Origin of the sequence: Allokutzneria oryzae (assembly GCF_042429765.1) — a bacterium.
Classification (GTDB): Bacteria; Actinomycetota; Actinomycetes; order Mycobacteriales; family Pseudonocardiaceae; genus Allokutzneria; species Allokutzneria oryzae.
This window is the reverse complement of sequence record NZ_JBHLZU010000033.1, coordinates 119,423-145,742: the sequence shown is the minus strand read 5'-3', so window position 1 is coordinate 145,742 and position 26,320 is coordinate 119,423. Positions and strand designations below refer to the sequence as shown.

The 26,320-nt window shown below is 69.5% G+C and carries 24 protein-coding genes and 2 tRNA genes; 15 read left to right on the top strand and 11 right to left on the bottom strand.

Annotated features, from left to right (window positions below):
• Positions 1 to 56 precede the first annotated feature (56 nt).
• Positions 57 to 1,442 (top strand): glycine--tRNA ligase, encoded by a 1,386-nt coding sequence (locus ACFFQA_RS35160; RefSeq protein WP_377861800.1) that lies wholly within the window; start codon positions 57 to 59, stop codon positions 1,440 to 1,442.
• A 71-nt stretch (positions 1,443 to 1,513) separates the two neighbouring features.
• Here ACFFQA_RS35160 and ACFFQA_RS35155 read toward each other — a convergent pair whose 3' ends face one another.
• Positions 1,514 to 2,437, bottom strand: coding sequence for a hypothetical protein (locus ACFFQA_RS35155; protein ID WP_377861797.1), 924 nt, complete (start codon positions 2,435 to 2,437; stop codon positions 1,514 to 1,516).
• 439 nt (positions 2,438 to 2,876) lie between these two features.
• Positions 2,877 to 3,605 (bottom strand): Type 1 glutamine amidotransferase-like domain-containing protein, encoded by a 729-nt coding sequence (locus ACFFQA_RS35150; protein WP_377861794.1) that lies wholly within the window; start codon positions 3,603 to 3,605, stop codon positions 2,877 to 2,879.
• 87 nt (positions 3,606 to 3,692) lie between these two features.
• Between ACFFQA_RS35150 and ACFFQA_RS35145 the strand changes: the two genes are divergently transcribed.
• Genes ACFFQA_RS35145 through ACFFQA_RS35135 form a run of 3 tightly spaced genes read left to right on the top strand, consistent with a single transcriptional unit; the run spans position 3,693 to position 6,280 of the window.
• Positions 3,693 to 4,370: a YdcF family protein gene (locus tag ACFFQA_RS35145; protein WP_377861792.1), complete on the top strand. Its 678-nt coding sequence runs from the start codon at positions 3,693 to 3,695 to the stop codon at positions 4,368 to 4,370.
• Positions 4,371 to 4,387: 17 nt separating this feature from the next.
• Positions 4,388 to 5,653, top strand: coding sequence for a deoxyguanosinetriphosphate triphosphohydrolase (locus ACFFQA_RS35140; protein ID WP_377861789.1), 1,266 nt, complete (start codon positions 4,388 to 4,390; stop codon positions 5,651 to 5,653).
• 60 nt (positions 5,654 to 5,713) lie between these two features.
• Complete coding sequence (locus tag ACFFQA_RS35135; protein ID WP_377861786.1) at positions 5,714 to 6,280, top strand: carboxymuconolactone decarboxylase family protein; 567 nt, start codon at positions 5,714 to 5,716, stop codon at positions 6,278 to 6,280.
• Here the strand turns inward: ACFFQA_RS35135 and ACFFQA_RS35130 are convergent.
• The gene (locus ACFFQA_RS35130) at positions 6,277 to 7,206 is read right to left on the bottom strand and encodes a sigma-70 family RNA polymerase sigma factor (RefSeq protein ID WP_377861783.1); all 930 of its coding nucleotides are present in this window, start codon (positions 7,204 to 7,206) and stop codon (positions 6,277 to 6,279) included. The genes ACFFQA_RS35135 and ACFFQA_RS35130 overlap by 4 nt on opposite strands.
• A 59-nt stretch (positions 7,207 to 7,265) precedes the next feature.
• On the opposite strand from ACFFQA_RS35130, the gene dnaG reads away from it, so the two are divergent.
• The 3 genes from dnaG to ACFFQA_RS35115 all read left to right on the top strand — a co-directional run bounded on the left by dnaG (position 7,266) and on the right by ACFFQA_RS35115 (position 10,572).
• On the top strand, positions 7,266 to 9,179 hold the full coding sequence (gene dnaG / locus ACFFQA_RS35125; RefSeq protein ID WP_377861780.1) for a DNA primase: 1,914 nt from the start codon (positions 7,266 to 7,268) through the stop codon (positions 9,177 to 9,179).
• 1 nt (position 9,180) lies between these two features.
• Positions 9,181 to 9,732, top strand: coding sequence for a hypothetical protein (locus ACFFQA_RS35120; RefSeq protein ID WP_377861777.1), 552 nt, complete (start codon positions 9,181 to 9,183; stop codon positions 9,730 to 9,732).
• Between the two features lie 75 nt (positions 9,733 to 9,807).
• Positions 9,808 to 10,572 (top strand): trans-aconitate 2-methyltransferase, encoded by a 765-nt coding sequence (locus ACFFQA_RS35115; RefSeq protein WP_377861773.1) that lies wholly within the window; start codon positions 9,808 to 9,810, stop codon positions 10,570 to 10,572.
• On the opposite strand, the gene ACFFQA_RS35110 is transcribed toward ACFFQA_RS35115, so the two are convergent.
• Positions 10,569 to 10,799, bottom strand: coding sequence for a hypothetical protein (locus tag ACFFQA_RS35110; protein WP_377861768.1), 231 nt, complete (start codon positions 10,797 to 10,799; stop codon positions 10,569 to 10,571). The two genes, ACFFQA_RS35115 and ACFFQA_RS35110, sit on opposite strands and share 4 nt — an antisense overlap.
• A gap of 132 nt (positions 10,800 to 10,931) precedes the next feature.
• On the opposite strand from ACFFQA_RS35110, the gene ACFFQA_RS35105 reads away from it, so the two are divergent.
• The 4 genes from ACFFQA_RS35105 to ACFFQA_RS35090 all read left to right on the top strand — a co-directional run bounded on the left by ACFFQA_RS35105 (position 10,932) and on the right by ACFFQA_RS35090 (position 13,338).
• Positions 10,932 to 11,004 (top strand) — tRNA-Asn (locus tag ACFFQA_RS35105).
• A 157-nt stretch (positions 11,005 to 11,161) separates the two neighbouring features.
• Positions 11,162 to 12,082 carry a glycoside hydrolase family 6 protein gene (locus ACFFQA_RS35100; RefSeq protein WP_377861766.1) on the top strand — a complete coding sequence of 307 codons (921 nt, stop codon included), beginning with the start codon at positions 11,162 to 11,164 and terminating at the stop codon, positions 12,080 to 12,082.
• Between the two features lie 138 nt (positions 12,083 to 12,220).
• Positions 12,221 to 12,295, top strand: a tRNA-Ile gene (locus tag ACFFQA_RS35095).
• 260 nt (positions 12,296 to 12,555) lie between these two features.
• Entirely contained in the window at positions 12,556 to 13,338 is a 783-nt protein-coding gene (locus ACFFQA_RS35090) for an NAD(P)-binding domain-containing protein (RefSeq protein WP_377861763.1), read from the top strand.
• 441 nt (positions 13,339 to 13,779) lie between these two features.
• On the opposite strand, the gene ACFFQA_RS35085 is transcribed toward ACFFQA_RS35090, so the two are convergent.
• Positions 13,780 to 15,618, bottom strand: coding sequence for a glycoside hydrolase family 15 protein (locus tag ACFFQA_RS35085; protein WP_377861760.1), 1,839 nt, complete (start codon positions 15,616 to 15,618; stop codon positions 13,780 to 13,782).
• Between the two features lie 178 nt (positions 15,619 to 15,796).
• Here ACFFQA_RS35085 and ACFFQA_RS35080 point away from each other — a divergent pair, with 178 nt between their 5' ends.
• Positions 15,797 to 17,275, top strand: a complete 1,479-nt coding sequence (locus ACFFQA_RS35080; protein ID WP_377861757.1) for an MFS transporter — start codon at positions 15,797 to 15,799, stop codon at positions 17,273 to 17,275.
• On the opposite strand, the gene ACFFQA_RS35075 is transcribed toward ACFFQA_RS35080, so the two are convergent.
• Together ACFFQA_RS35075 and ACFFQA_RS35070 are read right to left on the bottom strand one after the other, a co-directional pair.
• On the bottom strand, positions 17,231 to 17,752 hold the full coding sequence (locus ACFFQA_RS35075; protein ID WP_377861754.1) for a potassium channel family protein: 522 nt from the start codon (positions 17,750 to 17,752) through the stop codon (positions 17,231 to 17,233). The two genes, ACFFQA_RS35080 and ACFFQA_RS35075, sit on opposite strands and share 45 nt — an antisense overlap.
• Positions 17,753 to 17,813: 61 nt before the next feature.
• Complete coding sequence (locus ACFFQA_RS35070; protein WP_377861751.1) at positions 17,814 to 18,221, bottom strand: SHOCT domain-containing protein; 408 nt, start codon at positions 18,219 to 18,221, stop codon at positions 17,814 to 17,816.
• A gap of 257 nt (positions 18,222 to 18,478) precedes the next feature.
• Between ACFFQA_RS35070 and ACFFQA_RS35065 the strand changes: the two genes are divergently transcribed.
• Positions 18,479 to 19,633: a hypothetical protein gene (locus tag ACFFQA_RS35065; RefSeq protein ID WP_377861748.1), complete on the top strand. Its 1,155-nt coding sequence runs from the start codon at positions 18,479 to 18,481 to the stop codon at positions 19,631 to 19,633.
• 5 nt (positions 19,634 to 19,638) lie between these two features.
• Here the strand turns inward: ACFFQA_RS35065 and ACFFQA_RS35060 are convergent, their stop codons facing one another.
• From ACFFQA_RS35060 to ACFFQA_RS35050, 3 genes are all read right to left on the bottom strand, one after another.
• On the bottom strand, positions 19,639 to 20,406 hold the full coding sequence (locus tag ACFFQA_RS35060) for an enoyl-CoA hydratase/isomerase family protein (protein WP_377861745.1): 768 nt from the start codon (positions 20,404 to 20,406) through the stop codon (positions 19,639 to 19,641).
• Between the two features lie 168 nt (positions 20,407 to 20,574).
• Positions 20,575 to 22,449 carry a glycoside hydrolase family 5 protein gene (locus tag ACFFQA_RS35055; RefSeq protein WP_377861742.1) on the bottom strand — a complete coding sequence of 625 codons (1,875 nt, stop codon included), beginning with the start codon at positions 22,447 to 22,449 and terminating at the stop codon, positions 20,575 to 20,577.
• Between the two features lie 50 nt (positions 22,450 to 22,499).
• Entirely contained in the window at positions 22,500 to 23,042 is a 543-nt protein-coding gene (locus ACFFQA_RS35050) for a TetR/AcrR family transcriptional regulator (protein ID WP_377861738.1), read from the bottom strand.
• A 45-nt stretch (positions 23,043 to 23,087) separates the two neighbouring features.
• Here ACFFQA_RS35050 and ACFFQA_RS35045 point away from each other — a divergent pair, with 45 nt between their 5' ends.
• On the top strand, positions 23,088 to 23,543 hold the full coding sequence (locus ACFFQA_RS35045; protein WP_377861735.1) for an SRPBCC family protein: 456 nt from the start codon (positions 23,088 to 23,090) through the stop codon (positions 23,541 to 23,543).
• A gap of 228 nt (positions 23,544 to 23,771) precedes the next feature.
• Positions 23,772 to 25,319: an LCP family protein gene (locus ACFFQA_RS35040; protein ID WP_377861732.1), complete on the top strand. Its 1,548-nt coding sequence runs from the start codon at positions 23,772 to 23,774 to the stop codon at positions 25,317 to 25,319.
• Positions 25,320 to 25,325: 6 nt separating this feature from the next.
• Here ACFFQA_RS35040 and ACFFQA_RS35035 read toward each other — a convergent pair whose 3' ends face one another.
• Positions 25,326 to 26,147 carry an MBL fold metallo-hydrolase gene (locus tag ACFFQA_RS35035; RefSeq protein WP_377861729.1) on the bottom strand — a complete coding sequence of 274 codons (822 nt, stop codon included), beginning with the start codon at positions 26,145 to 26,147 and terminating at the stop codon, positions 25,326 to 25,328.
• Positions 26,148 to 26,320 lie beyond the last annotated feature (173 nt).

The window sequence follows — 26,320 nt, the reverse complement described above, 5'->3', positions numbered from 1 at the left end:
TCGCTACGCTTGCAAACTCCCGCTGAAGTGATCGTACAAACCCGCCTGGAGCGTCCGTGCCCGCCGATCAGATCGAGACCGTCGTCAATCTCTGCAAGCGTCGTGGCTTCGTGTACCCCTGCGGGGAGATCTACGGCGGTACCAGGTCCGCGTGGGACTACGGTCCGCTCGGCGTCGAGCTGAAGGACAACATCAAGCGCCAGTGGTGGAAGTTCATGGTGCAGAGCCGGGAGGACGTCGTCGGCATCGACTCCTCGGTGATCCTGCCCCGTGAGGTGTGGGAGGCCTCCGGCCACGTCGCCGAGTTCGTCGACCCGCTGGTCGAGTGCCAGTCCTGCCACCGCCGCTACCGCGCCGACCAGCTCGCCGAGGAGTACGCCGAGCGCACCGGCAAGGAGCTCGTCGAGGGCGACCTCTCCGACGTGCCGTGTCCCAACTGCGGCAACCGCGGCCAGTTCACCGAGCCGAAGATGTTCAACGGTCTGCTCAGGACCCACCTCGGCCCGGTGGAGACCGAGGAGGGCATGCACTACCTGCGGCCCGAGACCGCACAGGGCATCTTCATCAACTTCCTCAATGTGCAGACGACCTCCCGGCGCAAGCCCCCGTTCGGCATCGGGCAGATCGGCAAGTCGTTCCGCAACGAGATCACCCCGGGCAACTTCATCTTCCGGACCCGCGAGTTCGAGCAGATGGAGATGGAGTTCTTCGTCGAGCCCGGCACCGACGAGGAATGGCACCAGTACTGGATCGACGAGCGCACGCGCTGGTACACCGACCTCGGCATCTCCCCGGAGAACCTGCGGCACTACGAGCACCCCAAGGAGAAGCTCTCCCACTACTCCAAGCGCACCGTCGACCTGGAGTACCGCTTCCGTTTCGCCGGACAGGAGTGGGGCGAGCTCGAAGGCGTCGCCAACCGCACCGACTTCGACCTCACCACCCACTCCAACCACTCCGGCGTGGACCTGACCTACTTCGACCAGGCCACCAACTCCCGGTACCGGCCGTTCGTCATCGAGCCCGCCGCCGGTGTCGGCCGGCCGATGATGGCGTTCCTGCTGGAGGCCTACAACGAGGACGAGGCGCCCAACGCCAAGGGCGGGGTGGACAAGCGCGTCGTGCTGCGCCTGGACCGCCGCCTCGCGCCGGTGAAGGCCGCCGTACTGCCGCTGTCCCGCAACTCCGACCTCTCGCCCAAGGCCCGCGACCTGGCCGCGCAGCTGCGCAAGCACTGGAACGTCGACTTCGACGACGCCGGCGCGATCGGTCGCCGCTACCGCCGCCAGGACGAGATCGGCACGCCGTTCTGCGTCACCGTGGACTTCGACACCCTCACCGACCACGCGGTCACCGTGCGGGAGCGCGACACCATGACGCAGGAGCGCGTGTCCATGGACCGCCTGGAGTCCTACCTGGCCGGACACCTGGTCGGCTGCTGACGAGGACTGTCGCTCGGGCGGGGTGGCCTTCACGGTATCGGGGTTCGTGAAGGCCACCCTCTCTACGCGCGTCATGCCGCGACCACTCGGGGGCGAGGTCTGCCGGCCGCGCGGGCGTAGGCCCTTCGGAGCTCCTCGGTGACTGCCGCCGTGTCACTGAGGAGGTGGTTCCTGGTCGTGCGCACAACGACCACGCCGTTGTCCGTGAGCTCGGTGCCGATCGGGCCGGGGGAGCGGTTCTCGACTATGCGCCAAGCCATCCCGACGTCGTCCCACCACGCGTCGGCACAACCGAGCAGCGTCCCGTCGACGGCGCGCACCCTGACGTTCCACTTGGCCTTCGGCAACCCGGTCCGCTGCGCGAGCCGCCGTGGCGAGGACTCCAGCGTGCCGGGCTCGGTGCCGTACATCTCAGCCAGGAGCTTCTTCGGATAGGCAGCACCACGTGCGCTGCCCAACGACAGCTCGCACATCAGCGCCGCCGGATCGAGGTGGTAGTGGCTGATCGTCTCCCGCAACAACGCCCGCATCACCATCGGATGTCGCATCCTGCGGACGGTGTCCAGCAACGCCCGACCCAGCGGTGCGGTCATGAAACCCTTGCGCAGCACGGGTTTCGGCATTCGGCGAGTGCGCTCGACGAACAGCGTCCTGCAACTTCGCAGCTGTCGTTCGTGCGGCACGAGGAGGTGCACCTGCCCGCCCGCCTCGACGGTGTGCGCGCCGTGCAGCCGCAACGCGTCGTGGCCGGTGAGCATCGCCTCCGGCCCGGCGAAGCACAAAGCGCCGCGCACGATCTGAGCTCGCGTCGGTGGCGACGAGCTCAGCAACAGCACCCCGGGGAACAAGGGCCGCCACTGCCCGCCCGGCTGACAGCGCCGGTAGGCGGACGGGGAGCTGATCCCCAGGCCGACCAGGTCGCTGATCTTGGCGACCCGGTGCGGGAAGAGGTTGGCGAGGCCGTCGAGGTCGATGACGGTGCGGTTGCTGGGCATGACCCGAGAGTGAGCCAGCGGCGGTGGTCGGATCGGCCGTCGGCGGTGATCTGTGGATAGCCGATGGCTATGTGGACAACTCGGGGGTCGCGGGTGAGGTGAGGGTGGCTTCCGCACGCTCCGGACACTCCGTCGCGCACGCGCGTGGGGGTCCCCCGTTTCCAGCATGACGCGGAAAAGCCGGTCGTGTCAGCGGAAAATCGCAGACTGTGGACAGTGGTGTCCGATGTGGACAATCCGATGTCCGGATGTGCTGGAGCAGCCTGCTGTGTCGGTGTCCAGTGCGACACTGGAATTGGGGGGACCCCTGCGCGTGGGGAGGTGTTCGGAGCGCTCGTGAGGCGCCGCGTTCGGGGAACGCCCGGTCAGTCTCCGGAAACGGACTTCGAGCGGCGCGGCTCAGTGAAGTGAGCTCGCCGTCGCGGAGACTGGGACCTGGTTACAGGCGGCGGATGTCCAGTGCCGTTTCCTCGACTGAGCCATCGGCTCCGAGGTCCACGACGTACGCGCCCGAGTTCTTGCGCTCGGCCACCGCCTCCACCAGCTCCGTTCCCCGGTACAGCAGGCCGGAGCCGTCGTCGGTGCAGTACGTCCGCCCCAGTTCGCCCGAGGCCACACCCGCGTGCACCATCGGCCGACGGCGTTCCTCGGAGTCGTAGTGCACCCCGTTGTGGAACGGCAGGAACCCCAGACCGTTGCCGATCAACCGCAGCTCCGGGCCGAACGAGTCCGTCGGGCCGCCCTTGTGCCAGCACAACGACCCCGCCGACACCCCGGCCAGCACAACACCGCTCTGCCACGCCTCACGCAGCACCTCGTCCAGACCGTGCAACCGCCACAGCGCCAGCAGGTTCGCCACCGAGCCGCCCTGCACCCACACCACGTCGCAGCCCAGCACCATGCCGCGCACGTCGTCGGTCGGCGGCATCGGGAACAGGTTCAGGTGCGTCGCCTCGTAACCCGCGAGCTCCGCCGCCTCGGAGAAGTCCGCGTTCCACGTCCGTTGGTCACCCATTGCGGTACCGATCTGGCAGATCTTCGGCGCGCGGCCGCTCACCCCTGCCAGCTCGACGGCGTGGTGCACCAGCGGCGCGAACTCCAGGCGGGTGCGGCGACCAGGGCGGTAGCCACCCGAGGTGGCGAGGATCGTCGGCTGCTCAGCGGGCATGACCCGATCCTCTCACCCGGTGCCCGAGCAGCTGCCCCACCCGGGGCGAGCCGCTTCGGAGAGTGATCTTCTGCCACCATGGCAGCCGTGACGGAACCGGCTCCGAGAAGACGCCCCAGCCGCGCGCGCTGGGTTCGGCGAGCCCTGTTCGGCGCCGTCCTGGTCGCCGGGCTCGTCGTCGGCGGCACCGCGGCCCGCGTCTGGCAGGTCGCCCGCCTCGATGACCAGCGGCCCGCCGACATAGTCGTCGTCCTCGGCGCCGCCCAGTACAACGGCAAGCCCTCGGAAGTCCTCGAAGCACGCCTCAACCACGCTCAACGCCTCTACGAGCGCGGCGTCGCCAAGACGGTCGTCACCGTCGGCGGGGCGCGCGAGGGCGACGCCTACAGCGAGGCCGAGGCTGGAAAGCGCTGGTTGCTCGGCACCAGCACCCGCGCCGGCAGCGCCAAGGAGTCGCTGCCCTCCGACCGGGTCATCGCGCTGACCACCGGCTCCGACACCCTCGGCAGCATCCGCGCGGTCGCCGAGGAGGCCAAGCAGCAGGGCTGGCGCAGCGCGGTGATCGTCAGCGACCCGTGGCACTCGCTGCGCTCGCGGACCATGGCCCAGGACTTCGGGCTGGCCGCCTGGGCGTCGCCGACCCGACGCGGCCCGATCGTGGCCACCCGGGAAACGCAGATCAACTACATCGTCCGGGAAACCGGGGCGCTGCTGTACTACCGGCTCACCCACGCGCCCGCCAACGACCACACCGGGCTCGGCTGAGCCTTACCCTTGCCCGCGTGACGAGCGCCGACTACACCCACGAGGACGCCGAGCGGCTCTTCGACGAGGCCCCCAAGCTCGCCGCCGCAGAGTGGAGCGGCGCCGAAGACCGCACGGCCTTCGCCAGGGACCGCGCGCGCGTCCTGCACTCCGCCGCGCTGCGCCGCCTCGCCGCCAAGACCCAGGTCGTCGGGCCCGGCGAGGGCGACGTCCCGCGCACCCGGCTCACCCACTCCCTCGAAGTCGCCCAGATCGGCCGCGGCATCGGCGCCGCGCTCGGCTGCGATCCCGACATCGTCGACACCGCCGGACTCGCCCACGACATCGGCCACCCGCCGTTCGGCCACAACGGTGAGCGCGCGCTGAACGAGATCTCCCAGTCCTGCGGCGGTTTCGAGGGGAACGCGCAAACGCTGCGCATCCTCACCCGGCTCGAACCCAAGGTGCTCGGTCCCGACGGCCGCGGCTACGGCCTCAACCTCACCAGGGCGTGTCTGGACGCGGCCACCAAGTACCCGTGGGCCCGCAAGGAAGGCCGGGTCAAGTTCGGCGCCTACGCCGACGACCTTCCCGTGCTCGACTGGCTCCGCAAAGGCGCGCCCGTCGAGCACAAGTGCCTGGAAGCACAGGTCATGGACTGGTCGGACGACGTGGCCTACTCCGTGCACGACGTCGAGGACGGCGTGTTGTCCGGCCGCATCTCGCTGCGCGCCCTCACCCATCCCGACGAGGTCGCGGCGCTCGCCGAGCTGGCCGCCCGCAACTTCTCCGACGAGCCCGTCGAGGCCCTCGAAGCCGCCGCTACCCACCTGCTCCAGCTGGACGTGGTGCGCTCCCTGGCCGAACACGACTACGACGGCTCGCTCTCCGCGCAGGTCGCGCTCAAGCAGCTCACCAGTGAACTCGTCGGCCGCTTCGCCTCGGCCGCCGTGGTCGAGACGCGCCGCATCCACGGAGACGGGCCGCTGCGCCGCTACGACGCCGATCTTGAGATCCCGCACCAGGTGGCCGCCGAGGTCGCGCTGCTGAAGGCCGCCGCACTGCGCTACGTCATGAGCGACCCCGAACGGCTCGGTGTGCAGCTACGCCAACGGCAGATGCTCACCGAACTCGTCGCGGTCCTGGGCGATCGAGCGCCACAAGCGCTCGACCCGGCGTTCCGGCCCGCGTGGGACGCGGCGACCACGGACGCCGAACACCTCCGCGTGCTCATCGACCAGGTCTCCCTGCTCACCGACACACAAGCCATCGCCTGGCACGCGCAGCTCACCGGACGCGCCTGAGCTGTCACACCTCGCGCGGCTGCCTCGTCCTCTCGGCGAGACCGATTCGAGGAGGCCACCATGCCGCGCATCCCCGCCATTCCCTACGCCGAGGCCAGCAGGCTCACCCGGTTCTTCTACCGCTTCGCCAAGCGCAAGTTCGGTGCCGTGCCCGAGCCGATGGCCGTTCTTGCGCACCACCCCGGCGCGCTGATGTCGTGGACCCTCATGGAGGGCAGCGCGGAGAAGACACTCCGTGCGCTGCCAGCGAGCCTGCGTGACTTGGCTGTGTACCGGGTCGCCACAGTCGTCGGGTGCTCGTGGTGCGTCGATTTCGGCACTATGAAGCAGCGCCTCGGAGGACTTGACGTCGATCGCCTACGCGACATCGACGACTATGCGACGTCGGACCGTTACACGGAGACTGAGAAGCGCGCGCTCGCCTATGCCGACGCGATGACCGCGCAGCCGCCGACCGTCACCGAGGAACAGGTAGCCGAACTCGATGCCGAACTCGGCCACAAAGGACTCACCGAGCTGACATTCCTGATCGGAGTCGAGAACATGCGCGCGCGGTCATTCCACGCGCTCGGCATCGTCGACCAGGGTTTCACGTCAGGCGACGCGTGCCGGGTCCCGTTGCCCTAGGACTGGAACTCGACCTTGGTGAGCTTGTCGGGGTTGACCACGTCGTACACCGCCGCGACCTTGCCGTCGCGCACGACGAACGTCGTCACCCTGCGATCGACCGGACGGAAGCCGTCGGAGCCGTCCGTGCCCTCGAACAGCAACCCGAGGTCGCCGTTGACCAGCACGAACCGCATACCGGCCTCCGCAGTCGCCATGGGGCCGTACATGCGCATGAGCCCCATGATGAAGCGCGAGATCTTGTCCGCGCCGACCATCCGCTGCGCCGCCGTGCGGGCCTTGCCGTTGCTGTCGCCCACGAGCACCGCATCCGGGTGCAGCACCTGGACGACGGCCGCGGGGTCGCCGGTGGCGATGGCGGCCAGGAAGCTCTCCAGCACGCGCTGCTGCTCGCTCAGGTCGACCCTCGGCGGCGGATCGGCCTGAGCAACGGCCTTGCGGCCCCGTGAGGCGTGCTGCCGCGCTGCGGCGACCGAGCAGCTCAGCATGTCGGCGATCTCCGCGAACGGCACCCCGAACACGTCGTGGAGGACGAAAGCGACGCGCTGCTCCGGGGTGAGCTCGTGCAGCACGACCAGCGCGGCCATCCGCACGCCGTCGTTCTGCACAACGACATCCAGCGGGTCCGACTGCGCCGGTACGCCCAACGGTCGCACCACCGGCTCGGGCAGCCACTGGCCGACGTAGCGCTCACGCCGCACCGCCGCCGAACGCAGCCGGTCAAGGCAGATCCGGCCGACCACTGTCGTCAGCCAGCCGCGCAGGTCGCGGAGCTCCGAGACGTTCGCGGTGGACAGCCGGAACCACGCTTCCTGGAGCGCGTCCTCGGAGTCCGCGAGCGACCCGGTGATCCGGTAGGCGACACCGAGCAGGTGCCCTCTGTGCTCGGTGAACTGCTCGGCGAGCCCGTCGTCCGTAGAGGTCACGCAGTCGATTGTGGCCCATGCCCGAGGCTTGTCGGGGCAGCGGCCTAGACTCGGTAGACGTGGCAGGCAGGATCCGGGAAAGCGACATCGCGCAGGTACGGGACCGCAACCGGATCGACGACGTCATCGGCGAGTACGTGGCGCTGCGACGCACCGGTGGCGCGGTCAAGGGGCTGTGCCCCTTCCACGACGAGAAGACCCCCTCGTTCAACGTGCGGCCGAGCCACGGCACGTTCCACTGCTTCGGCTGCGGGGTCGGCGGCGACGTCATCAGCTTCATCCAGCAGTACGAGCACCTGGGCTTCACCGAGGCCGTCGAACGCCTCGCCGCCCGCGTGGGCATCCAGATCGTCTACACCGGCGGGGGCTCCGGCAGCGTCCAGCGCGACCGCGGCACCAACTCGCGGATGCTGGAGGCGCACAAGATCGCCCACCAGTTCTACATGGAGCTTCTCGCCACTCCGGAGGCCCAGACCGCACGGGACTTCCTCAGCGAGCGCGGTTTCGACGCCGATGCAGCGGCGAGCTTCGGGTGCGGTTACGCGCCCGCGGGCTGGGACAAGCTCACCAAGCACCTCCTCGGCAGGGGCTTCGAGCTCACCGAGCTCTACAAGGCCGGACTGTCCAAGGAAGGCCGCCAGGGGCCGATCGACCGCTTCCACAAGCGCCTGCTGTGGCCGCTGAAGGAGCTCGCGGGGGACGTGGTCGGCTTCGGCGCGCGGCGGTTGTTCGACGACGACCCGATCCAGGCCAAGTACGTCAACACCGCGGAGACGCCGATCTTCAAGAAGTCCAAGGTGCTCTTCGGCATCGACCTCGCCAAGCGCGAGATCGCCCGCCGCCACCAGGCCGTCGTCGTCGAGGGCTACACCGACGTGATGGCGATGCACCTGTCCGGGGTGCCCACCGCGGTCGCCTCCTGCGGCACGGCCTTCGGTTCCGACCACATCTCGGTGCTGCGCAGGCTGATGCTCGACGACGCCGAGTTCCGCGGCGAGGTGATCTTCACCTTCGACGGCGACGAGGCGGGCCAGAAGGCCGCCATGAAGGCGTTCGAGGACGACCAGAAGTTCGCGACCAAGACCTACATCGCCATCGCCCCCGACGGCATGGACCCCTGCGAGCTGCGCCAGGCCAAGGGCGACACCGCCGTCCGCGACCTCGTCGCCAGGCGGCAGCCGCTGTTCGAGTTCGCCATCCGCCGGATGCTCGCCGACCACGACCTCGACCGGGCGGAGGGCCGGGTCGAGGCGCTGCGCCGCACCGCGCCGCTGGTCGGCCAGATCAAGGACGCCGCGCTGCGCGACGAGTACGCGCGTCAGCTCTCCGGCTGGCTCGGCTGGGACGACACCGCCGCCGTGCTCCGCCGCGTGCGCGAGGCGGCGGGCCAGCACCCGGACGCGGGCCGGGGTCGGCAGCGCAAGCCGCAGCCCGTCGACCCCAACCAGGGCGCGCTCGCCGTGGAGATGCCCACCGGCCCTGCCCGGCCCGACCCGCGCGACCCGCACCTGCGGTTGCAGCGGGAGGCGCTCAAGGCCGCCCTGCAGCTCCCGGCGCTGGCGGGCCCGGTGTACGACTCGCTCTCCGACGAGGCGTTCACCCACCCCGCGTACCTCGCGCTGCACCAGGCCGTCCTCGCGGCCGGAGGCACCTCGTGCGGGCTCTCCGGCGCGGCGTTGATCAGCTCGGTGTCCGAGCAGTGCCCGGACACGCTGCGCTCGATGGTCACCGAGCTCTCCGTCGAGCCCCTGCAGCTGCCGCCCAAGTCCGACGACGACAGCCGCTACGTCTCCAGCGTGCTCTCGGCGATGCAGGCCAACCTGGTCGCCAGGCAGATCGCGGAGATCAAGTCCCGGCTCCAGCGCATCTCGCCCATCACCGACCGCGAGGAGTACCACGCCTTGTTCGGCGATCTGGTAGCCCTGGAGCAGTACCACAAGGGACTGCGCGGGCAGCCCGGCATGGGAGCGTGACGTGAGCGGATGGTGGCGGCGGACCGTCGAGCGGCTGACCGGGGGAGTGAAGCTGCCCCAGGGCTTCACCGCCGCCCTGGACGCGGAGGAGAACGTCGTCGCCGTCGCCGAGGTGCGGGGAGCCGGGCACATGGTGGCCACCACGTACGGGCTGTGGCTGCCCGAGGGCGACGCCGGGCACCGGCGGGTGGGGTGGCACCTGATCAGCAAGGCCGGCTGGGCCAACGGCTCCCTCACGATCACCGAGGCCACCGAGACCGGGACAGCGGGTGACGCGGTGCTGCTGACCGACCAGGCGCCGCGCCGGTACGTGCTCGCCGACGCGGGCAGGCTGCCCGAAGCCTTGCACAAAAGAGTGACCGGCTCGATCAAGTCCACCCACCGCAGGGAGCTGCCGGGCGGTGGGGCCTGGTTCGTGCAGCGCAAGGTCCCCGGGCGCGACGGCTTCGTGCTGCAGGTCCGCGCCGATCCCGGCACCGACATGGCCGTGGTGGAACCGATCGCCACCGAGGTCGCCCAGCGGCTGCGCCAGGCGCGCGCCGAGGAGGGCTAGAACCCCCGTCAGGGCACTTCCGCCGACCGCGCGCACCCTATAAAGTACGTACGTACGGTTTTTATGGAGGTGTGCATGTGGGATCCGGCCCAGTACCTGGCGTTCGCCGACCATCGAGCTCGCCCGTTCCACGAGCTGGTGGCCAGGATCGGCGCGTTCGAGCCGAGAGCGGTCGTCGATCTGGGCTGCGGTCCCGGCACCCTGACCACGGTGCTCGCCGACCGCTGGCCGCGCGCCCGCCTGGAGGCGCTTGACGCCTCGGCGGAGATGGTGGAGGAGGCGCGGCGGCGCGGTGTTCCCGCCGAGGTCCGCGACGTCGCGGAGTGGCACCCGAAGCCCGACACCGACGTGGTGGTCTGCAACGCGGTGCTCCAGTGGGTGCCAGGGCACGTGGAGCTCCTGCGTGGCTGGCTGGGTCAGCTCCCGCCATCGGCGTGGTTCGCCTGGCAGGTGCCGGGGAACTTCGACGCCCCGTCCCACGTGCTCCTGCGCGAGCTCGCCGCGACCCCGCGCTGGAGCGACTCGCTCGGAGAGGCGCTGCGGGACGAGCAACCCGTCCTGACGGCGCACGAGTACGCGTGCGTGCTCTCCGACGCGGGCTGGCAAGCGGACGTGTGGGAGACGACGTACCAGCAGCGGCTCTCCGGCGACGACCCGGTGCTGAACTGGATCGTGGGCACCGCGCTGCGCCCGGTCCGCGCTGCGCTGTCCGACGGCGACTGGGCGGCGTTCCTGGCGGAGCTGGCACCCCAGCTGCGCGCCGCGTACCCGCAGAGCTCCGATGGCAGCACGTGGTTCCCGTTCCGGCGGGTCTTCGCGGTGGGCCAGAAGCCGGGTTAGGGCTTGGCGAGCACCGGCTCTCGCTTCTCGAAGGGTGGCGTCGCGTGGTCGTTCCTGTGGTGCCCGGTCTTCTCGGAGACCTTCGCGCGCAGGAAGCCCGCGGCGCCCTGGACGGCGGGGTGGTCGAGCACCCTGTGATAGGCCCTGGTGAGCTGCTCGTAGCGCTCACGTCCGGCCCGCGCCCCGAGCACGTAACCGACGGCCGCACCGAGCATGAACGCCTTCATCGCCACTGCCTCCGCTCTGACCTGCGAAAACTCTTCCAGGCAGTGGGTACCCGGGGGTGGTGAAAACCAGTCCTCGGGATGCGCTAGAGTTACTTCCTGTCAGGCCGAGCCGGACAACAACAGAACACACGGTCCTCCGTAGCTCAATTGGCAGAGCATGCGACTGTTAATCGCAGGGTTACTGGTTCGAGTCCAGTCGGAGGAGCTTCCACCCCAGGTCAGTGCGCCTGGGGTGTTGTCGTTTCAGGGAAAGACCGCAGTCGCTCGCCCAAAGGTGCCGATGTGCCCCCCAACAGTGGCGAAGCAGATCCGCGAGCCGCTAACTGTTGTCCCCCAGGGTGTTTGCGGCACGGGGAGCACAGATGTCCAACCCGTACGAGATGCGCGAGGGCTTCCACGTCCTCACCGACACGCGATCACACGAATGGTGCGAGGCGGAGTTCGACGCCGGTCGCACGACGAGCCGCCGCTGGGTGGTCTGGGACAAGATCGCCGCGACACCCCAGGCGAAGTGGGTCGGCCCCGCGCCCATCAGTGCCCAGATCGCCCCGATCCTCGGCGACGCCGAGGAGGCGAACACTCTGCCCGTCTTCGTCTCCTACGCCATCCCGTTCCGCGACGCGGGCGGGGCGTCGTCCGGCGGCTTCCGCGACGTGAAGTCCTACCAGGCGTGGGCGAAGTCCTTCGCGCAGTTCATCGGTGAAAGCCCCGCAGTGGTGATCCTGGAACCCGACACCCTCATACACATGCCGGGCCTGAGCACCAAGCAGCGCAGGGACCGCTTGGCGTGCCTCACGTACGCGGTGCAGTCCTTCAAGCACTACGCGCCCAACACCTACGCGTACCTCGATGGCGGCGAAGGGCGGTACAACTCACCGGCTTCACTCGCGCCTTGGTTGGCGCAGGCGGGTATCGCGGACGCACGTGGCTTCGCGGTGAACGTGTCGAACTACAACACCACAGGCGTGTGCCAATCCTTCGCTGTGGAGCTGTGCGGAATCCTCGACCTGCCCGATGTCGGCTACGTCATCGACACGTCCCGCAACGGCAACGGGCCGCCGCCGGACTCCTACATCCACGCCAACCCGACCACCTGGTGGGGCAACCCGCCCGGCCGGAAACTGGGTGAGAAACCGCAGTACACGGGTGGCGTGAACGGCTTCGACGCGACGCTTTGGGTGAAGCTGCCCGGCGAGTCCGACGGCCCCTACGGCGTCGCGCCCCACAGCGCCTCCTCGGAGTTCCTGCCCGAAGTGGCCTACAACCTCTACTACGGCAGATAGCCGCCAGTACAGGAAAATGCCCACAAACAGGTGCCAGCCCCCGCCGGGATGCGTGGGTGTGGGTGGACTAACATCGCACCCCTCACGGGGGACTACAACGCGTGATGAGCGTTCGGCCGTTCGTGGAGAAGCACATTGGGGGCAGTAGCTCAGCCGGTCAGAGCAGCAGACTCATAATCTGTCAGGTCGTGGGTTCGAGCCCCACCTGCCCCACTCACGCAGGCCGGGTGAACTGCGGTTTCCCGTTCTCGGACCGGTCGCGGCCATCCCGGATGACCTTGAGTGCGCTCGACGTGTGCTCGGCGGACGAGGGTCGCGATGTCTTCGGCGGTCCGCTTTCCTGACGACCGCGTCGCTGTCCAATGTGGACACCAGGTTCCGTTGGGATCGGCCGTGGACGATTACGATCGGCGATGGCTGGGGGCGGCCACGGCGGCTGCGCGGGGCTCCAGGTGAGCTGTGGAGGACGAACCATGCAGCAGCAGTCGTCGCCCGTCGCCTACGGGTTCGTGGGTACGGGTGCGATCACGGCGGCGATCGTGGAGGGCCTCAACGCCGGCGCCGACGCTCCCGCGGTCTTCCTGTCGCCGCGCAGCCGCGATGTGGGGCAGGAGCTGGCCAGCCGGTTCCCCACCGTGCAGGTGTGCGGCAGCAACCAGGATGTGCTTGAGAACGCGACGTCGATCGTGGTGGCGGTGCGTCCGCAGGTAGCTCGTGAGGTCTTGGCGAAGCTGTCGTTTCGACCCGAGCACGTGGTGATCAGCGTGATGGCCGGTGTGCGACTGGAACAGGTGCAGGGCTGGGTCGCGCCAGCAGCTCACGTCGTGCGGTCCATTCCGCTGCCGTCGGCGGCGCGTGCTCGAAGTGTTACGGCGATGTACCCGGACAATGCTGACGCTCGTGAGCTGTTCAGCCGCGTGGGTGATCTCCTCGTTCCAGGCGAAGAAACGACCCTGGATGCGCTCAGCGCGGCGACAGCCACCTTTGCCGCGCATTTCGACTACCTCACCACCATTGTGAACTGGTTGGCCGAAAACGGTGTGGAATCCGACGCCGCGACCGCCTACACGACGCACATTTTTGGGCAGTTGGGGCAGACCTTGTCGGAGCGCACCGACTCACTCGCCACGCTGACCGAGAAGCACATGACTCCGGGCGGGATCAACCAGCAGCTCATGACCGACCTGCGCGGCGAAGGCGTGCCTGATGCGGTGCGACGTGCGCTTGACCGGGTACTGGCCCGTCTGCGGGAGTGACACGACCCGGGTAACCGCTCGGCAACGGCTGGTTTCCCCGCGCTGCCGAGCGGTTCGCTGATCAGTTGTAGACGTAGAGGCGCCAGCGGAACTTCAGTGGCCAGCCGAACAACTCCACCTTGCCCTCGGCACCGGTGATGCCGTCGCGGATCTTGGCGGCCCGCGCCTCACACGCGGACGGGGTGCCGAACGTCTCGTTCGTCGGGCCACCGGCGCGGCCATGAGGGCCCCGACGACGGCAGCTCCCACGAGAAGGGCCTTGCCGACTTTCGGCATGGGTTTTCTCCTGCTGTGAAGTCAGATGACAGGTGGACGGCACGCGCTGTAGTAACCACTTGCCTTGCGCATCGACCTTGTGCTGTCGCCGTAATCCGTGACTTGACCGCCGGTGCCCGATGCCCTATTTCGTTCTCGAAAATCGACTTGTTCCCTTGTCGCGGTTCACTGGAACCGCTTGCGGCGCTCCAGAACGGAGTCGAGGGTGACCGCGGCGTTGATGAGCGCCAGGTGGGTGAAGGCCTGGGGGAAGTTGCCGAGCTGCTCCCCGGTCAGGGCGATCTCCTCGGAGTACAGGCCGACGTGGTTGGCGTAGGTGAGCATCTTCTCGAACGCCTGCCGCGCGTCGTTGTGGCGACCGGCCCTGGTCAGGGCGTCCACATAGGTGAAGGTGCACAAGGAGAACGTCCCCTCCGAGCCGCGGAGGCCGTCGGGCGATGCAGCCGGGTCATAGCGGAAGACCAGGCTGTCGGTGACCAGCTCGGAGTCCATCGCGTCCAGGGTCGAGAGCCACATCGGGTCGCGGGGCGCGATGAACCCGACCTTGGGCATGAGCAGCAGCGAGGAATCCAGGACGTCGGTGTGGTAGTGCTGGACGAACGCGCGGCGCGCCGGACTCCAGCCCTGCTCCATGATCTGGTGGTAGATGCCGTTGCGTTCGAGGACCCAGCGGTCGACCGCCGCGGGGCGCCCGTGCGCCGCGGCCAGCCGGACTCCGCGGTCGAAGGCCACCCAGCTCATCAGCCGGCCGTAGGTGAAGCGCTGACGGCCGCCGCGGGTCTCCCAGATGCCTTCCTCGGGCTGGTCCCAGTGGTCGGCGAGCCAGTCGAGCACACCGCGGATCGCCGTCCAGCCGCGGTGCGGCGTCTGGATCCCGGCCCGGTCCGCGACGAAGAGGCTGTCCATCGCCTCGCCGTAGATGTCGAGCTGGAGCTGGTCGGCCGCGTTGTTGCCGACCCGCACCGGGCGGGAGCCGAGGTACCCCGACCAGTGGTCGAGCACCTCCTCGGTCAGGTCGGAGGACCCGTCGACCCGGTACATGATGTTGAGCGGCCCGCTGGCGCCGCTGCCCGCGCCCTCCCGGATCCGATCACCCAGCCAGCCGCCGAACCTCGCCGCCTCGTCCACGAACCCCAGCCTCAGCAAGGCATCCACGGAGAACGACGCGTCACGCACCCAGCTGTAGCGGTAGTCCCAGTTCCGTTCACCGCCGATCTGCTCCGGCAGCCCCATCGTCGGCGCCGCGACCAGGCCGCCGGTCGGGGCGTAGGTGAGCAGCTTGAGCGTGATCGCCGACCGCTCGACCGCCTCGCGCCACCGGCCCCGGTAGGTGGACCGGGCGAGCCAGGACCGCCAGTAGCCCACCGTCGCGTCGAACAGCCGCCGGATCTCGGTGACCCGGATCTCGCGGGGAGGTCCGTCCGCCGCGGACTCCAGCACCAGACCGCGGAGCTGTCCCGCCACCAGGTCGAGCGAGATGTGGATGTCACCGTCCTCGACGCGGAGCCGGGCGAGCCTCGCGTCGTCGGGCTCCCGTACGACGTGCACCGTCAGTGCCAGCTCGTCGGTGGTGAAGACCGCCCCGTGCTCCGTCACGTTGGTCTGGTGGGCCTGACGGCCGTAGTCGAACCGAGGAGCCACCACCACCTCGAAGTTGATGGCGCCCCGCACGCAGCGCAACATCCGGGCGATCCGGTGGTTGTCGGTGGCGTTCGAGTCCACCGGCGGCATGAAGTCGATGACCTCACCGACGCCGTCCTCGGTGAAGAAGCGGGTGATCAACGCCGCGGAGTCCGGGAAGTACATCTGCTTGGTCCGGTACTCCGTGCCGACCGGGCTGATCCGGAAGTGCCCTCCACGCGCGTCGTCGAGCAGCGCGCCGAACACGCTCGGCGAGTCGAACCGCGGACAGCAGAACCAGTCGATCGAACCGTCGGTGGCCACCAGCGCGGCGGTCTGCAGGTCCCCCACCAGTCCGTGGTCGGCGATCGCTGTCTCGGTCATGGCTACCTCCACGAAACGCGCTTGCGGCCGTCGCGGGCGGCGCGGGACGCCCTCGTCCCACGGTCGTCTCGCGCCGAGCGCGGCACATCACCCGGAGCAGGTGAGGCGGCCCCGCCTCGGCCATCACACCGTTGTCCAGCACCGAACTTCGTGGTCGAGGTCTGGGAGGACGCGTCCGATGGCGAACGGATCAAGGAGCATGAAGCCCGGTGAGATCGTGCTGCCGCTGGCGCTCGGCCAGTTCGTCGCGAGCTTCGCGGCCACCAACATGAACGTCGCCATCAGCACGATCGCCGCGGACATCGGCACGACGGTGATCGGCATCCAGACGACGATCACGTTGTTCACGCTGGTGATGGCCTCGTTGATGATCCCGTGCAGCAAGCTGACCGACATCTGGGGCCGCAAGGCGTGCTTCGTCACCGGTCTGGTCATCTACGGGACCGGTGCGCTGCTGGCGTCCTCCGCCCCCGGGCAAGGGCTGCTGACCTTCGGGTACTCCGTGCTGGAGGGGGTCGGGTCGGCGCTGCTGATCCCGCCCATCTACATCCTGGTCACCGTGGTGTTCGCCGACCTGGGGACCCGGGCCAAGTACTTCGGCGTGGTCAGCGGAGCGGGCGGTCTCGGCGCCGCGGCCGGGCCGCTGATCGGCGGCCTCATCACCAGCGGTGTCGGTTGGCGTGCCTCGTTCCTGCTCCAGGTCCTCATCGTGGTCTGGATCATCGTCCTGGCGCGCAGGATCGACGACCCGCCGAGGACCGGACGGCGACCGCGCTTCGACGTGCCGGGCGCGCTGTTGTCCGTGCTCGGCCTGTTCTGCGTGGTGTTCGGTGTGCTGTTGACCGGGAACTACGGCTGGTTCGCCGCCCGCAAGGACTTCTCGATCGGCGGCACCGTCGTGATCCCGGCGGGCGGGGTCTCGCCTGTGTGGCCGTTCATCGGGCTCGGGGTCGTCGTCCTCGCCGTTTTCGCCTGGCACATCCGTGCGCGGGAGAGGGCAGGGCGGGACCCGCTGGTCTCGGCCAGCCTGTTCCGCGACCGCGCCTCGAACCTCGGGCTGCTCACCCAGAGCGTCCAGTGGTTCGTCCTCCAAGGTTCGTTCTTCGTGCTTTCGGTTTTCCTGCAACAGGTTCGCGGGGACAACGCGATCCAGACCGGTCTGGAGCTGCTGCCAGCCACGATCGGGATCCTGATCTCGTCGGCGGCGGCGGAACGCCTTGCACGGCGGCACTCGCAGCGCCGGTTGATCCGGAGCGGGTTCGTCACCACGATCGCCGGGATAGCGCTGCTGCTCGCGCTCGTCAGGGACGACTCGGGCTTTCTCAGCTCCGTCCCGGGGCTGTTCCTGCTCGGCGCCGGGGTCGGGGTCATGCTCACCGCCTCCGTCAACCTCGTCCAGTCCACCGCCCCGGAGCAGGCCCAAGGCGACATCTCAGGCGTCTCGCGCAGCGTGTCGAACCTGGGGTCGTCACTGGGCACCGCGCTAGCGGGTTCGGTCCTGCTCGGGGCGGCCCACCCCGGCGGCACGCCCTTCGCGCTCGCCCTGGGGACGCTCGGTCTCGTCGCCGTGCTCGGTCTCGTCGCCGCGATCCTGATTCCTCGCGGCCCGGTGTCAGCGACCGGCACGCCGCCTGCGCCGCGCGCGAGCACGGACTGAGCCGATCGGAGCGGGCTGCCGCTGACGGTGCTGGACCGCCATCAGGATGACCCTCAGCACCACGCCGAGCACCAGCAGGTCGCCGATCATCTGGCAGGTGACCAGGATCCGGGCTCCCTGGGTGACCGGGGCGATGTCGCCGAGGCCGACCGTGGCGAACACCGTGACCACGAAGTACAGCGCGTCGGTTCGCGTCAGCGGCGTGGTGAAGCTGCCCGCGCGGTTGAGCTCCAGGAGGTAGTAGAAGTTGGCGAACAGCAGCAGGAACATCGGGATGACCAGGGCGAGGGCCTGGACTCCCTGCAACGTGGGGTACGGCGAACGCAGGATCGTCCTGACCTCCCAGGCGACCGTGACCCCCACCAGGCACAGGCCCAAGACCAGCACGACCAGGGTTCTGATGCTCAGCGACCGGTCCACCGGCGCCAGGTAGTACACCAGGACCAGGACCGCGACCGTGAACAGCGGACGCGCCACAGCAAGCAGGATCGAGCGTGGTTCCCGCGTCATATCGGTGTGCCGCAAGGAATCCGGCCGGTCACGATGCGAGGGCCTTCCGTTTGATCTCCTGGAACTCCTCGTCGGTGATGGCCCCGTTGTCCAGCAGTTGCTTGGCCTTGGCGATCTGGTCCGCCACGTGGTTGCGGGACGGCACCGGACGGATGTAGCTGTCGTACCGCTCCCGCGCGGTCGGGGCCTCGGAGTACCTGCGCTCGCCCATGTGCTTTCCCTGCGCCACCAGGTAGATCAGGACGCCGACCAAGGGCAGCGCGAGCAGGACGACCGTCCACCCCGCCTTGCCCCAACCGGAGATGTCCGACCGGCGGAACAGGTCACCGAAGATGACGATGAGCAGCCAGAACCAGATGATCCAGCAGAAGAGGACCAGCATCGTCCACATCAGTTCGAAGAACGGGTAACCGGTGCTCGTCTGTGCCTGCGTCATGACGCTTCCTCCAGGACGGTCGTCGATGCGCGAGGGCACATCGCCTGGGGTCACGTCTATCGGACCGGCCTCACCCGGCACCTCGCCCGGAACGGGTGAGGGCGCCGACGCGGGCAGCCCGTCATCGGGTTCGTGTCTGCGCATGCACCAGGAAACACCCATGCCCGACTTCTCCGATCGGGTGAGGTCGCGCTGCGCGCTAACGGATCTTCCGGGAAAAACGAAACGCGAGCTGCTCCCGGGGAAAGGATGAGGTCATGGCAGCGATCTCCTGGCACGCGGCGCGGCTCATCCCGACTCAGGGAATGGACGACACACAAGGGCGGGAACGGCGGGCGACCTCGGCTCTGCTCGCGGTGATGTTCGCGGTCCGGCTCTTCGGCAGAGCCGTCGTGCGGCCGTTGGGCGCGCCGTCCGGGCGGGTGGAGACCTTCGTCGACGTGCCGTTGCGTTCACGGGAGAGGGAGTTCGTCGCGGACGGGCTGGTTCGCGCCACCAGGGGGTCGCGCAAGTGGATCGCCCTCGTCGTGGCGAGAACCGGCAACAACACCCTCCGGCCCGAGCACGTGGACGCATACCTGGAGATGGCCCGTGAGCACGGGTTCGACGCGGTCATCGCCATCTCCAACGAGATTCCCGCCGTGACCACTGTGGACAGAGAAGGGCTGCACCGCCTCTCCTGGTCCCAGCTGCTGTGCACGGCCGTGACGCTGCGCGGTGTCGTGGACCCCGCTCCGGCATGGATCCTGGGCGAGCTGATCCGCTACCTGGAGCACCCCAGCTCGGGCGCGGTGACCTTCGACGACATGGGTGAGTCCTGGGAGCCGGTGCGCGAGGCGGTCGCGGCGGGCACGTTGCGGGCGGCGGACAGCATCTCCACCGAGACCGCCATGCGCTTCGACGAGCTGCTGCGGTTCGCCTGTCTCCGGCTCGGTGTGGAGGCCACGCCGTTGTTGTCGCGCAAGGAGACCGCCGATCCCGCCCTGCGCACGCGGAACCTGGCGGAGCAGCTCGCCGCTGACGGGGTCCTCGCCGGAGCGATGCGTGTCCCTGGCACGGCGGGCGTCCTGCACGTCACCGTCGACCTCCGTGCCGAACGGATCGCCTGTCATCTCGACGTCGACGCGCCGCGCGAGGGGCGGCCGACGACACGGGTGAACTGGCTGGAGCGCCAGCTGAAGAACGTGCCGAAGACCGTGCGCGTCGATCCCCTGCCGGACCCGCGGTCCTTCCGGATCACGCAGAACTTCGTGATGAGCACGGGGCGGGACACGTTCGTCGACTCGGTGCTCGCCGCTGTCAACCAGTTCTACGAGGACGTCGCGCGGAACCTCAAGTCGTCCACCGCGCCGCTGCCGCGCACGCGCTCCGACGAGAGCGCGTCGAGCGTTCCCGCCGCCGGCGCCCTGTAGCCGGGTCAGAACCTCGGCGGGCGCTTCTCCAGGAACGCCTGGACGCCTTCGGCGTACTCCGGGCTGGTGTAGCTCGCCTCGTACACCGCGTGCAGGTGGTCGTCCTCCGCGTGCAGGCCGTCGGTGATCCTGTTGATCACTGTCTTCGCCCCGCGCACGCTCACCTGGGCCCGTGCCGCCAGCACGGCGGCCAGCTCCTTGGCCCGCGCCGCCAGCTCCGACGCGGGGTGGACCTCGTTGACCAGGCCGATGCGCAGCGCGGTCGCCGCGTCGATCAGTTCGGCGGTGAACAGGATCTGCTTCGCCCACGCCTGGCCGACCGCCTCGACCAGCCGTTTCGTCGAGGTGAAGTGGTAGATGATGCCGAGCTTCGCCGGGGTGATGCCGAACCGGGCGTCCTCGGCGGCGATGCGGAAGTCGCACGCCAGCGCGATCTCGCAGCCACCGCCGACGCAGAAGCCGTTGACGGCGGCGATCGTCGGCTTGCTCAGGGCGGCGATGGCCCGCTCACCGGCGTGCACGACCTCGCTGTAGGCGCGCGCACCCTCCGCCCCGTTGCGCAGCGTGCCGAACTCGCTGATGTCCGCGCCCGCGGAGAAGTGGTCGCCGCCCTGGACCACGAGCACCCGGACCGCGTCGTCGTGCTCCACCCGCTCCATCAGGCCGGGCAGTGCCGACCACATCGCGTGGCTCATCGCGTTGCGCTTGGCGGGCCGGTCGATGGTCAGGGTCGCCACCGCGCCGTCCACGGTCAGCTGAAGGTGCTCGCTCACCCCGCCACCGTAGCCGTCCACACCTGGTCACCGGGTTGTGCTGTTCCACTCGCCCGGTGACGCTTGACACCGCTCACCCCGCCGGGGAAGACCTCCTCCTTCCGGATGTCGGCAGCTGGACCGCGCCGCTGCTGGTTGTGGACGGGCGGCTGCCCGCCCGATGACTGTCTACTGTGGAGCGTTCAGTGCGACGCAGTACAGCGCGTCGGGTGTCCTCGCCCGGCCGACGACGCGCCCGGTCCAGGCGACACCGCCGACGTACTCCGTCTCCGCGCACTGCCCCTTGAACCTCCCGTGCGCGAAGTCGCCACCACGAGCCCCCGCCGGACGGTTGTCGCCGCGGTCGAACCACACCGTCCGCCCGCCCGTGCCCAGCGGTCGGCTCACGCGCTGGCAGAGCACCGAGGACATGTCGGCGCCACGCATCGCGTACCCGGTCATCACGTGCGCCGGAGGGCACTGGAACTTCGTGTAGCCGGAGGCCCAGTCGCTGGTCACGTGGCGCTCATCGCGAACCACTTGGTGGGCAAGCGAATCCGCGACGAGACCGGCGTCGGTGCACAGGCCGTGCCCACCGGTTCGCGCGAGGCCGGTCAGGCGTTGGCCGTCCGGGCACGCCGCCTTGCGCGCGCCGGAGTCCCAGTCCGGCTCCGCCCGCATCCGCAGTGACTGCACCACATCGCCGTGGTCCGGGGCGAGCATGTCCCACGTGTCGGTCCTCGGCACCGCGCCGGTCTTCCCCGTGGCACCGACGAGCCGGTGCCACGCCGCCGCCCGCCAGTCGTCGCCGTCGTCGACGCTCATCCGGTTGCCCGCGGAGTCCCAGTGCAGCAACGCCCACCCGTTGCCGCGCCGGTTCTCGTGCCAGCCCACCAGCGGCCAGTACGCGAAGTCGGTGTCGTTGCGCACCAAGTGGTCCACGAAGTTCTCGAACCAGGCGCGTGACTTGGGATCGGTCTCCTCGCGCCCGCCCGAACCGAACTCGCTGACCCACAACGGCGCCGTGAAGTGACTGCCGCTCTCCTGCGCGACGAAGAACGCCTGCCGGTCCAGGACGGCGAACAGCTCGTCGCGACTGAGGTCGCGGTAGCGCGGGTCGCTGGTCTCGCCGACACCCGTTGCCCCGCTGTGGTTGGGGCCGGTGTAGCCGTAGAAGTGCGCCGCGTACACCAGTTTCCGCGACTTCACCAGGGTGTGCGAGAGCGTCCGCGCCGGTTCCATGGTCGGCCGGCCGTGCGGGAACCCGTCGGCCGGGATGCCGATCCAGTTGATGCCCTCGATGATGACCAGGAGGTCCGGGTTGGCCTCGGTGAGGATCCGGTCTCCTACGCGTTGCGCCGCCGCGTGCCAGTCGTGTTCGTTGCCCCACCCCCAGTTCGGGTCGTCGAGGACGTTCCTGCGGACCTCGTTGTACAGGTCGGCCCCGACAACGCGGGGGTTGTCGCGGTAGCGCCGGGCCATCAGCAGCCAGTCCGCTTCCCACTTCTGGGTGGACTGGCTGGTGTTCCACCGCTCGTTCCCGTCGACGCCGCAACACCATCGGGCGGTGTTGGTGTGGTTGTTGAGGATCACCGCGAACCCCGCCGACGTCAGGGCCGCGACCACCGCGTCGTAGACCTGGATCGGGGTCTTCCCGCGCAGGGCCGGGTTCGCGCGCACGGCCGCGTCGGGCACCGGGCGGGTGTCGTGCACCATCTCGTTGGAGAACGGCAGCCTGATGCTGTTCAGCCCGATCGCCCGGAAGCTCTCGATCATCGACGCCATCGGCGCGCGGTCGAGCCCGAGCGGGATCTGGTCGCTCTTCTCCCCGGCGTGGTGCTGGGCGGGGTCGTTGACCTCGCCCGAGCCGTTCCACGTGCCGCTGGCCCCGTGCCAGTTGCCCGACTTGAGCTTGAAGCGGGCGCCGGTCGCGTCGACCATGTAGCGCCCCTCGGTGGACAGCGGCCCGGTCCACGCCGCCGCCGGGCGCGGAGAGGCTTGTGCCCCAACCGGAATCGCCATCGTCGCCAGCAACGCCACAACCACGATCCTGGTCAGTGCCATGCCTTGATCGTCCCCGTCGGGACCGGCGCGGGGAAACAGACGAAAGGACGCTATTCGTAGCCGGCAGCGAACTGTTCCAGCGCGGCGGTCGTGCCCTCGCGGTCGCCGGTGGCGAGCAGGTCCAGCAGCAGCCCGCGCACCACGGCGAGCCCGAGCCGCGCCTGCGCGCGCGCCGTCGCGGGGTCGAGCCCCCACCGCACCGCCGCTCGCGTTCCCGGCTCCAGCCAGTTCTCCACCACGCCGTCCAGCAGCGATGTCGTGCCCGGCCGCCCCTGGAGCGCCTGGCCGTAGATCTCGAAGAACAGGCGCTCGTGCGGCCACAGCCGCGGGTCGGAGAGCCGCTGCCAGAACGCGCGGATCACCTCGGCGGGGGAACCGGAGTCGCGGAGGTCGGCGAAGGCCTCGCGCTGGCGTTGCTCCACCACGCGGATCACCTCGACGAGCAGGCCCTCGTGCGAGCCGAAGTGGTAGATCACCATCCGGTGGCTGGTGCCGAGCGCGGTGGCGAGCCGACGCAGGCTCAGGTCGGTCAGCCCGTGCGCGGCGAGGTGTTCCACCGCCGCGTCCAGCAGCCGTTGCCGCGTGTCGCCCATCTCCACTCCTTGCCCGCCGCGTGAACCAGTTGGTACATGTACCGCATGGTTCACACTATCGAGGTCGAGCAGCGCACGTCCGCCGCGCCCGCTGTCGTCTACGCGCTGCTGCGGGACGGGGCGAGCTGGCCGGAGTGGTCCCCGCTGGGCTCCTTCGAGCTGGAGCGGCCGGGGGAGACCGAGCGCGAGGGGGCCGGCGCGATCCGGGTCTTCCGGACCTGGCCGGTCCGCAGCAGGGAGCGGATCGTCGAGCTGGTCCCGGACCGCCGGTTCGCGTACGTGCTGCTGTCCGGGTTGCCGATCCGGGACTACCGCGCCCAGGTCGAGCTGCGTCCGGACGGCGACGGGACGGTCATCCACTGGCGGTCCACCTTCGGCGCGCGGGTGCCGCTGATGGGCCGTCTGACGCACGCCTTCCTTGATCGTTTCATCCGCCGTGTCGTTGCCGGTCTGGCAACCGCGTCCGCGCGGTCCCCTCGGCCCCGTACTATGGACGGCTGAGGCCGCTGACCTGCGGAAACTGTGTGCGCAGGGTAGTTGTTCGCATACGCATCGCAATGGTGCAACCTGAGTTGCTGGTCATGCGTCTTCTGTATGAAAAGCAACCCGGCGCGACGCGGCCCGGAGTAGCGTTGATCAGCGGGGCGGCCCTGTTTCCGGCCGACTGGAGAACGAGGAGCACCAGTGGGCCGACATCACCGTGCGTTCCGGTACCAACCGGAGCCCATCGTGACGCCGCCAGTGAAGTCCCAGGTCAAACGCGCGCGCACGATGGGCGGCGCCCTGATGCTCGCCCTGTTCTCCACCGTCGTTCCCGGCTCCGGCCACCTCGTCCTCCGCCGCCGCGTCGGCTACGTGATCCTCGGCCTGTTCCTGCTGCTGGTCGGCGCCGGAGTGTTCCTCGCGTTCGGCGTGCCGCGCGAGGAGCTGATCGAGTACGTCGTCTCCTCGGAGGTCCTGCTCTACCTCATCGGCGGCATGCTGGTGCTCGCCGTGCTGTGGCTCACCGTGATCGTCAGCGCCTACGTCGCCGCCCTGCCGCGCCGCGTCGGCGCCGGTCAGCGCGTGGTCGGCGGCGCGCTCGTCGCCGTGCTGTGCGCGGGCGTCGCCACGCCCTTCGGCTACGCCGCCTACACCGCCGACGCGCAGCGCAACCTGCTCGACACCGTCTTCCCGTCCGGCTCCTCGGGGACCGCGGCGCAGGCGGGCGCCGACGTGAAGGGCTTCCGCAAGCCCCGGATCAACGTGCTGCTCATCGGCAGCGACGCGGGCGCCGACCGGATCGGCACCCGCACCGACACGATGATGACCGCGAGCATCGACACCAAGACCGGTCGGACCACGCTGTTCGCCCTGCCGCGCAACACCCAGAACGCGCTGTTCCCGCCCGGCTCGAAGCTGGCCAAGCAGTTCCCGAACGGCTTCACCGACCCGAGGAACCCGAACTCCTCGGAGTACCTGCTCAACGCCATGTACAAGTACGGCAACGAGCACCCGGACCTGGTGCCGCCCGGCGGGCCGAGCAAGATCCCCGGCCTGAACCTGCTGCACTCCTCCGTGAGCACCATGCTCGGCCTGGAGCTGGACTACTACGTCCAGGTCAACATGGAGGGCTTCGCCTCGATCATCGACGCGCTCGGCGGACTCGACGTCAACGTCGGCCCGCACCGGGTGCCGATGGGCGGCATCGGCCCCTTCGGCGAGGTCGTCAAGCCCTTCGGCTACATCGAGGCCGGTCGCCAGCACCTCTCCGGCGAGCAGGCGCTGTGGTTCGCCCGCTCCCGCACCAACACCGACGACTACACCCGGATGGGCCGCCAGCGCTGCCTGATCAAGTACGTCGTCGAGCAGAACCCGCCGTCGAAGATCCTCAACAACTTCCGCAGCGTGGCCGAGGCGACCAGCGCGAACGTGGCGACCAACATCCCGCAGGACGTGCTGCCCGCGCTGCTCCAGCTGGCGATGAAGATCAAGGACCACCCGCTGGAGAGCATCTCCTTCGACCCGAACCTGCCCAACCCCCGCGCGAAGGACGGCAAGTTCGACAGCGCGCGGCCGGACTACGCCTACATGCGCCAGGTGGTGCAGGCCGCGATCAGCCCGCCGCCGAACCCGCACGCCGCGCCCGTGCCCGGCACCACGACCACCTCGGCGGCGCCGACCACGACCACCAAGCCCGGCGGCAAGACCACCACCGGCAGGGCGGGCACGACGACGCCCGCGCTGCCCTCCACCGGTGCCCCGGCGACCTCGCTGAACGACGCCTGCGCCGCCTGACCGGGCCTACCGGTAGCGGCGCAGCTCCTCGGGGTCGTGGGCGCTGAAGATCTCGATCTCGTCGCCGTGGTTGGCCGCGAGCTCCTGGAGCCGGTCGCGGTTGGCCGTGCGCTTGGCGCGGTCGGTGGTCACCAGCTGCTGGAACAGAGCCAGACCCGGGGTGCAGTGCGGTCGGCGCGGGTCCACCTCGCCGCGGAAGAAGTAGCTGTCTCCCGCGTGCAACAGCCAGCGGGAGCCGTCGCGGACCGCGACCCCGCTGTGGCCCCTGGTGTGCCCCGCGAGCGGGACGAAGAGAATGTCCTCGGGCAGGCCGGTGAGGCCGCGGACCGCCTCGAAGCCGAACCAGCGGTCGCCCCCGGGGTGGTAGCTCGCCCAGTCCGGCCCGTGTGACCACTGCGCCGCGCGGAAGCGGCGCCGGTCGCGGTGCGTCGCCTGCGCGGTCGCCACCGCGAGCTCGTCGGCGTGCACGTGCACCTTCGCCCAGGGGAAGTCGCGCAGGCCGCCGGCGTGGTCGAGGTCGAGGTGGGTGAGCACGATGTGCCGGACGTCCTCCGGCCGGTGGCCCAGCGCGCGGACCTGGGCGACGGCGGTCTCCTCGTGGCGCAGGCTCGGGCGGGTGATCTTGAGGAACTCGCTGGTCAGCGACTCGGCGGGGGCGGCGATGTCGTGTGCCCCGACGCCGGTGTCGACCAGGACCAGTCCGTCCCCGGTCTCGATCAGCAGGCAGTGGCAGACCATCTCGCCACTGGCGAACAGGCCGCCGGTGCCGTTGACCAGCTTGCGGAAGGGGGGAGCCATGCTCCCGCAGTTCAGGTGGTGGACGCGCATGCCGTCGAATATATACCGATCGGTCGAGTTACCGATGTGCCCGCCCGTCCGCCCGGTCCCGCGCCCCGAGGCCGGGCGGACAGGCCGCGCGCCCCTCAGTACTGGGCGCCGCACTGGGTGCAGATGAGCCGGCCGTTGTACCGGACCACCTCGCCCTCGCACTTCGAACAGGT

Excerpts from the sequence above, each read along its gene's own strand:
- ACFFQA_RS35135 (WP_377861786.1), top strand. The coding sequence starts at position 5,714 with ATGCCGCGCATCCCCGCCATTCCCTACGCCGAGGCCAGCAGGCTCACC.
- ACFFQA_RS35150 (WP_377861794.1), bottom strand. The coding sequence starts at position 3,605 with ATGCCCGCTGAGCAGCCGACGATCCTCGCCACCTCGGGTGGCTACCGC.
- ACFFQA_RS35100 (WP_377861766.1), top strand. The coding sequence starts at position 11,162 with ATGTCCAACCCGTACGAGATGCGCGAGGGCTTCCACGTCCTCACCGAC.
- ACFFQA_RS35045 (WP_377861735.1), top strand. The coding sequence starts at position 23,088 with ATGGTTCACACTATCGAGGTCGAGCAGCGCACGTCCGCCGCGCCCGCT.
- ACFFQA_RS35110 (WP_377861768.1), bottom strand. The coding sequence starts at position 10,799 with ATGAAGGCGTTCATGCTCGGTGCGGCCGTCGGTTACGTGCTCGGGGCG.
- ACFFQA_RS35070 (WP_377861751.1), bottom strand. The coding sequence starts at position 18,221 with ATGACGCAGGCACAGACGAGCACCGGTTACCCGTTCTTCGAACTGATG.
- ACFFQA_RS35035 (WP_377861729.1), bottom strand. The coding sequence starts at position 26,147 with ATGCGCGTCCACCACCTGAACTGCGGGAGCATGGCTCCCCCCTTCCGC.
- ACFFQA_RS35085 (WP_377861760.1), bottom strand. The coding sequence starts at position 15,618 with ATGACCGAGACAGCGATCGCCGACCACGGACTGGTGGGGGACCTGCAG.
- ACFFQA_RS35155 (WP_377861797.1), bottom strand. The coding sequence starts at position 2,437 with ATGCCCAGCAACCGCACCGTCATCGACCTCGACGGCCTCGCCAACCTC.
- ACFFQA_RS35090 (WP_377861763.1), top strand. The coding sequence starts at position 12,556 with ATGCAGCAGCAGTCGTCGCCCGTCGCCTACGGGTTCGTGGGTACGGGT.
- ACFFQA_RS35055 (WP_377861742.1), bottom strand. The coding sequence starts at position 22,449 with ATGGCACTGACCAGGATCGTGGTTGTGGCGTTGCTGGCGACGATGGCG.
- ACFFQA_RS35065 (WP_377861748.1), top strand. The coding sequence starts at position 18,479 with ATGGCAGCGATCTCCTGGCACGCGGCGCGGCTCATCCCGACTCAGGGA.
- ACFFQA_RS35115 (WP_377861773.1), top strand. The coding sequence starts at position 9,808 with ATGTGGGATCCGGCCCAGTACCTGGCGTTCGCCGACCATCGAGCTCGC.
- ACFFQA_RS35050 (WP_377861738.1), bottom strand. The coding sequence starts at position 23,042 with ATGGGCGACACGCGGCAACGGCTGCTGGACGCGGCGGTGGAACACCTC.
- ACFFQA_RS35080 (WP_377861757.1), top strand. The coding sequence starts at position 15,797 with ATGGCGAACGGATCAAGGAGCATGAAGCCCGGTGAGATCGTGCTGCCG.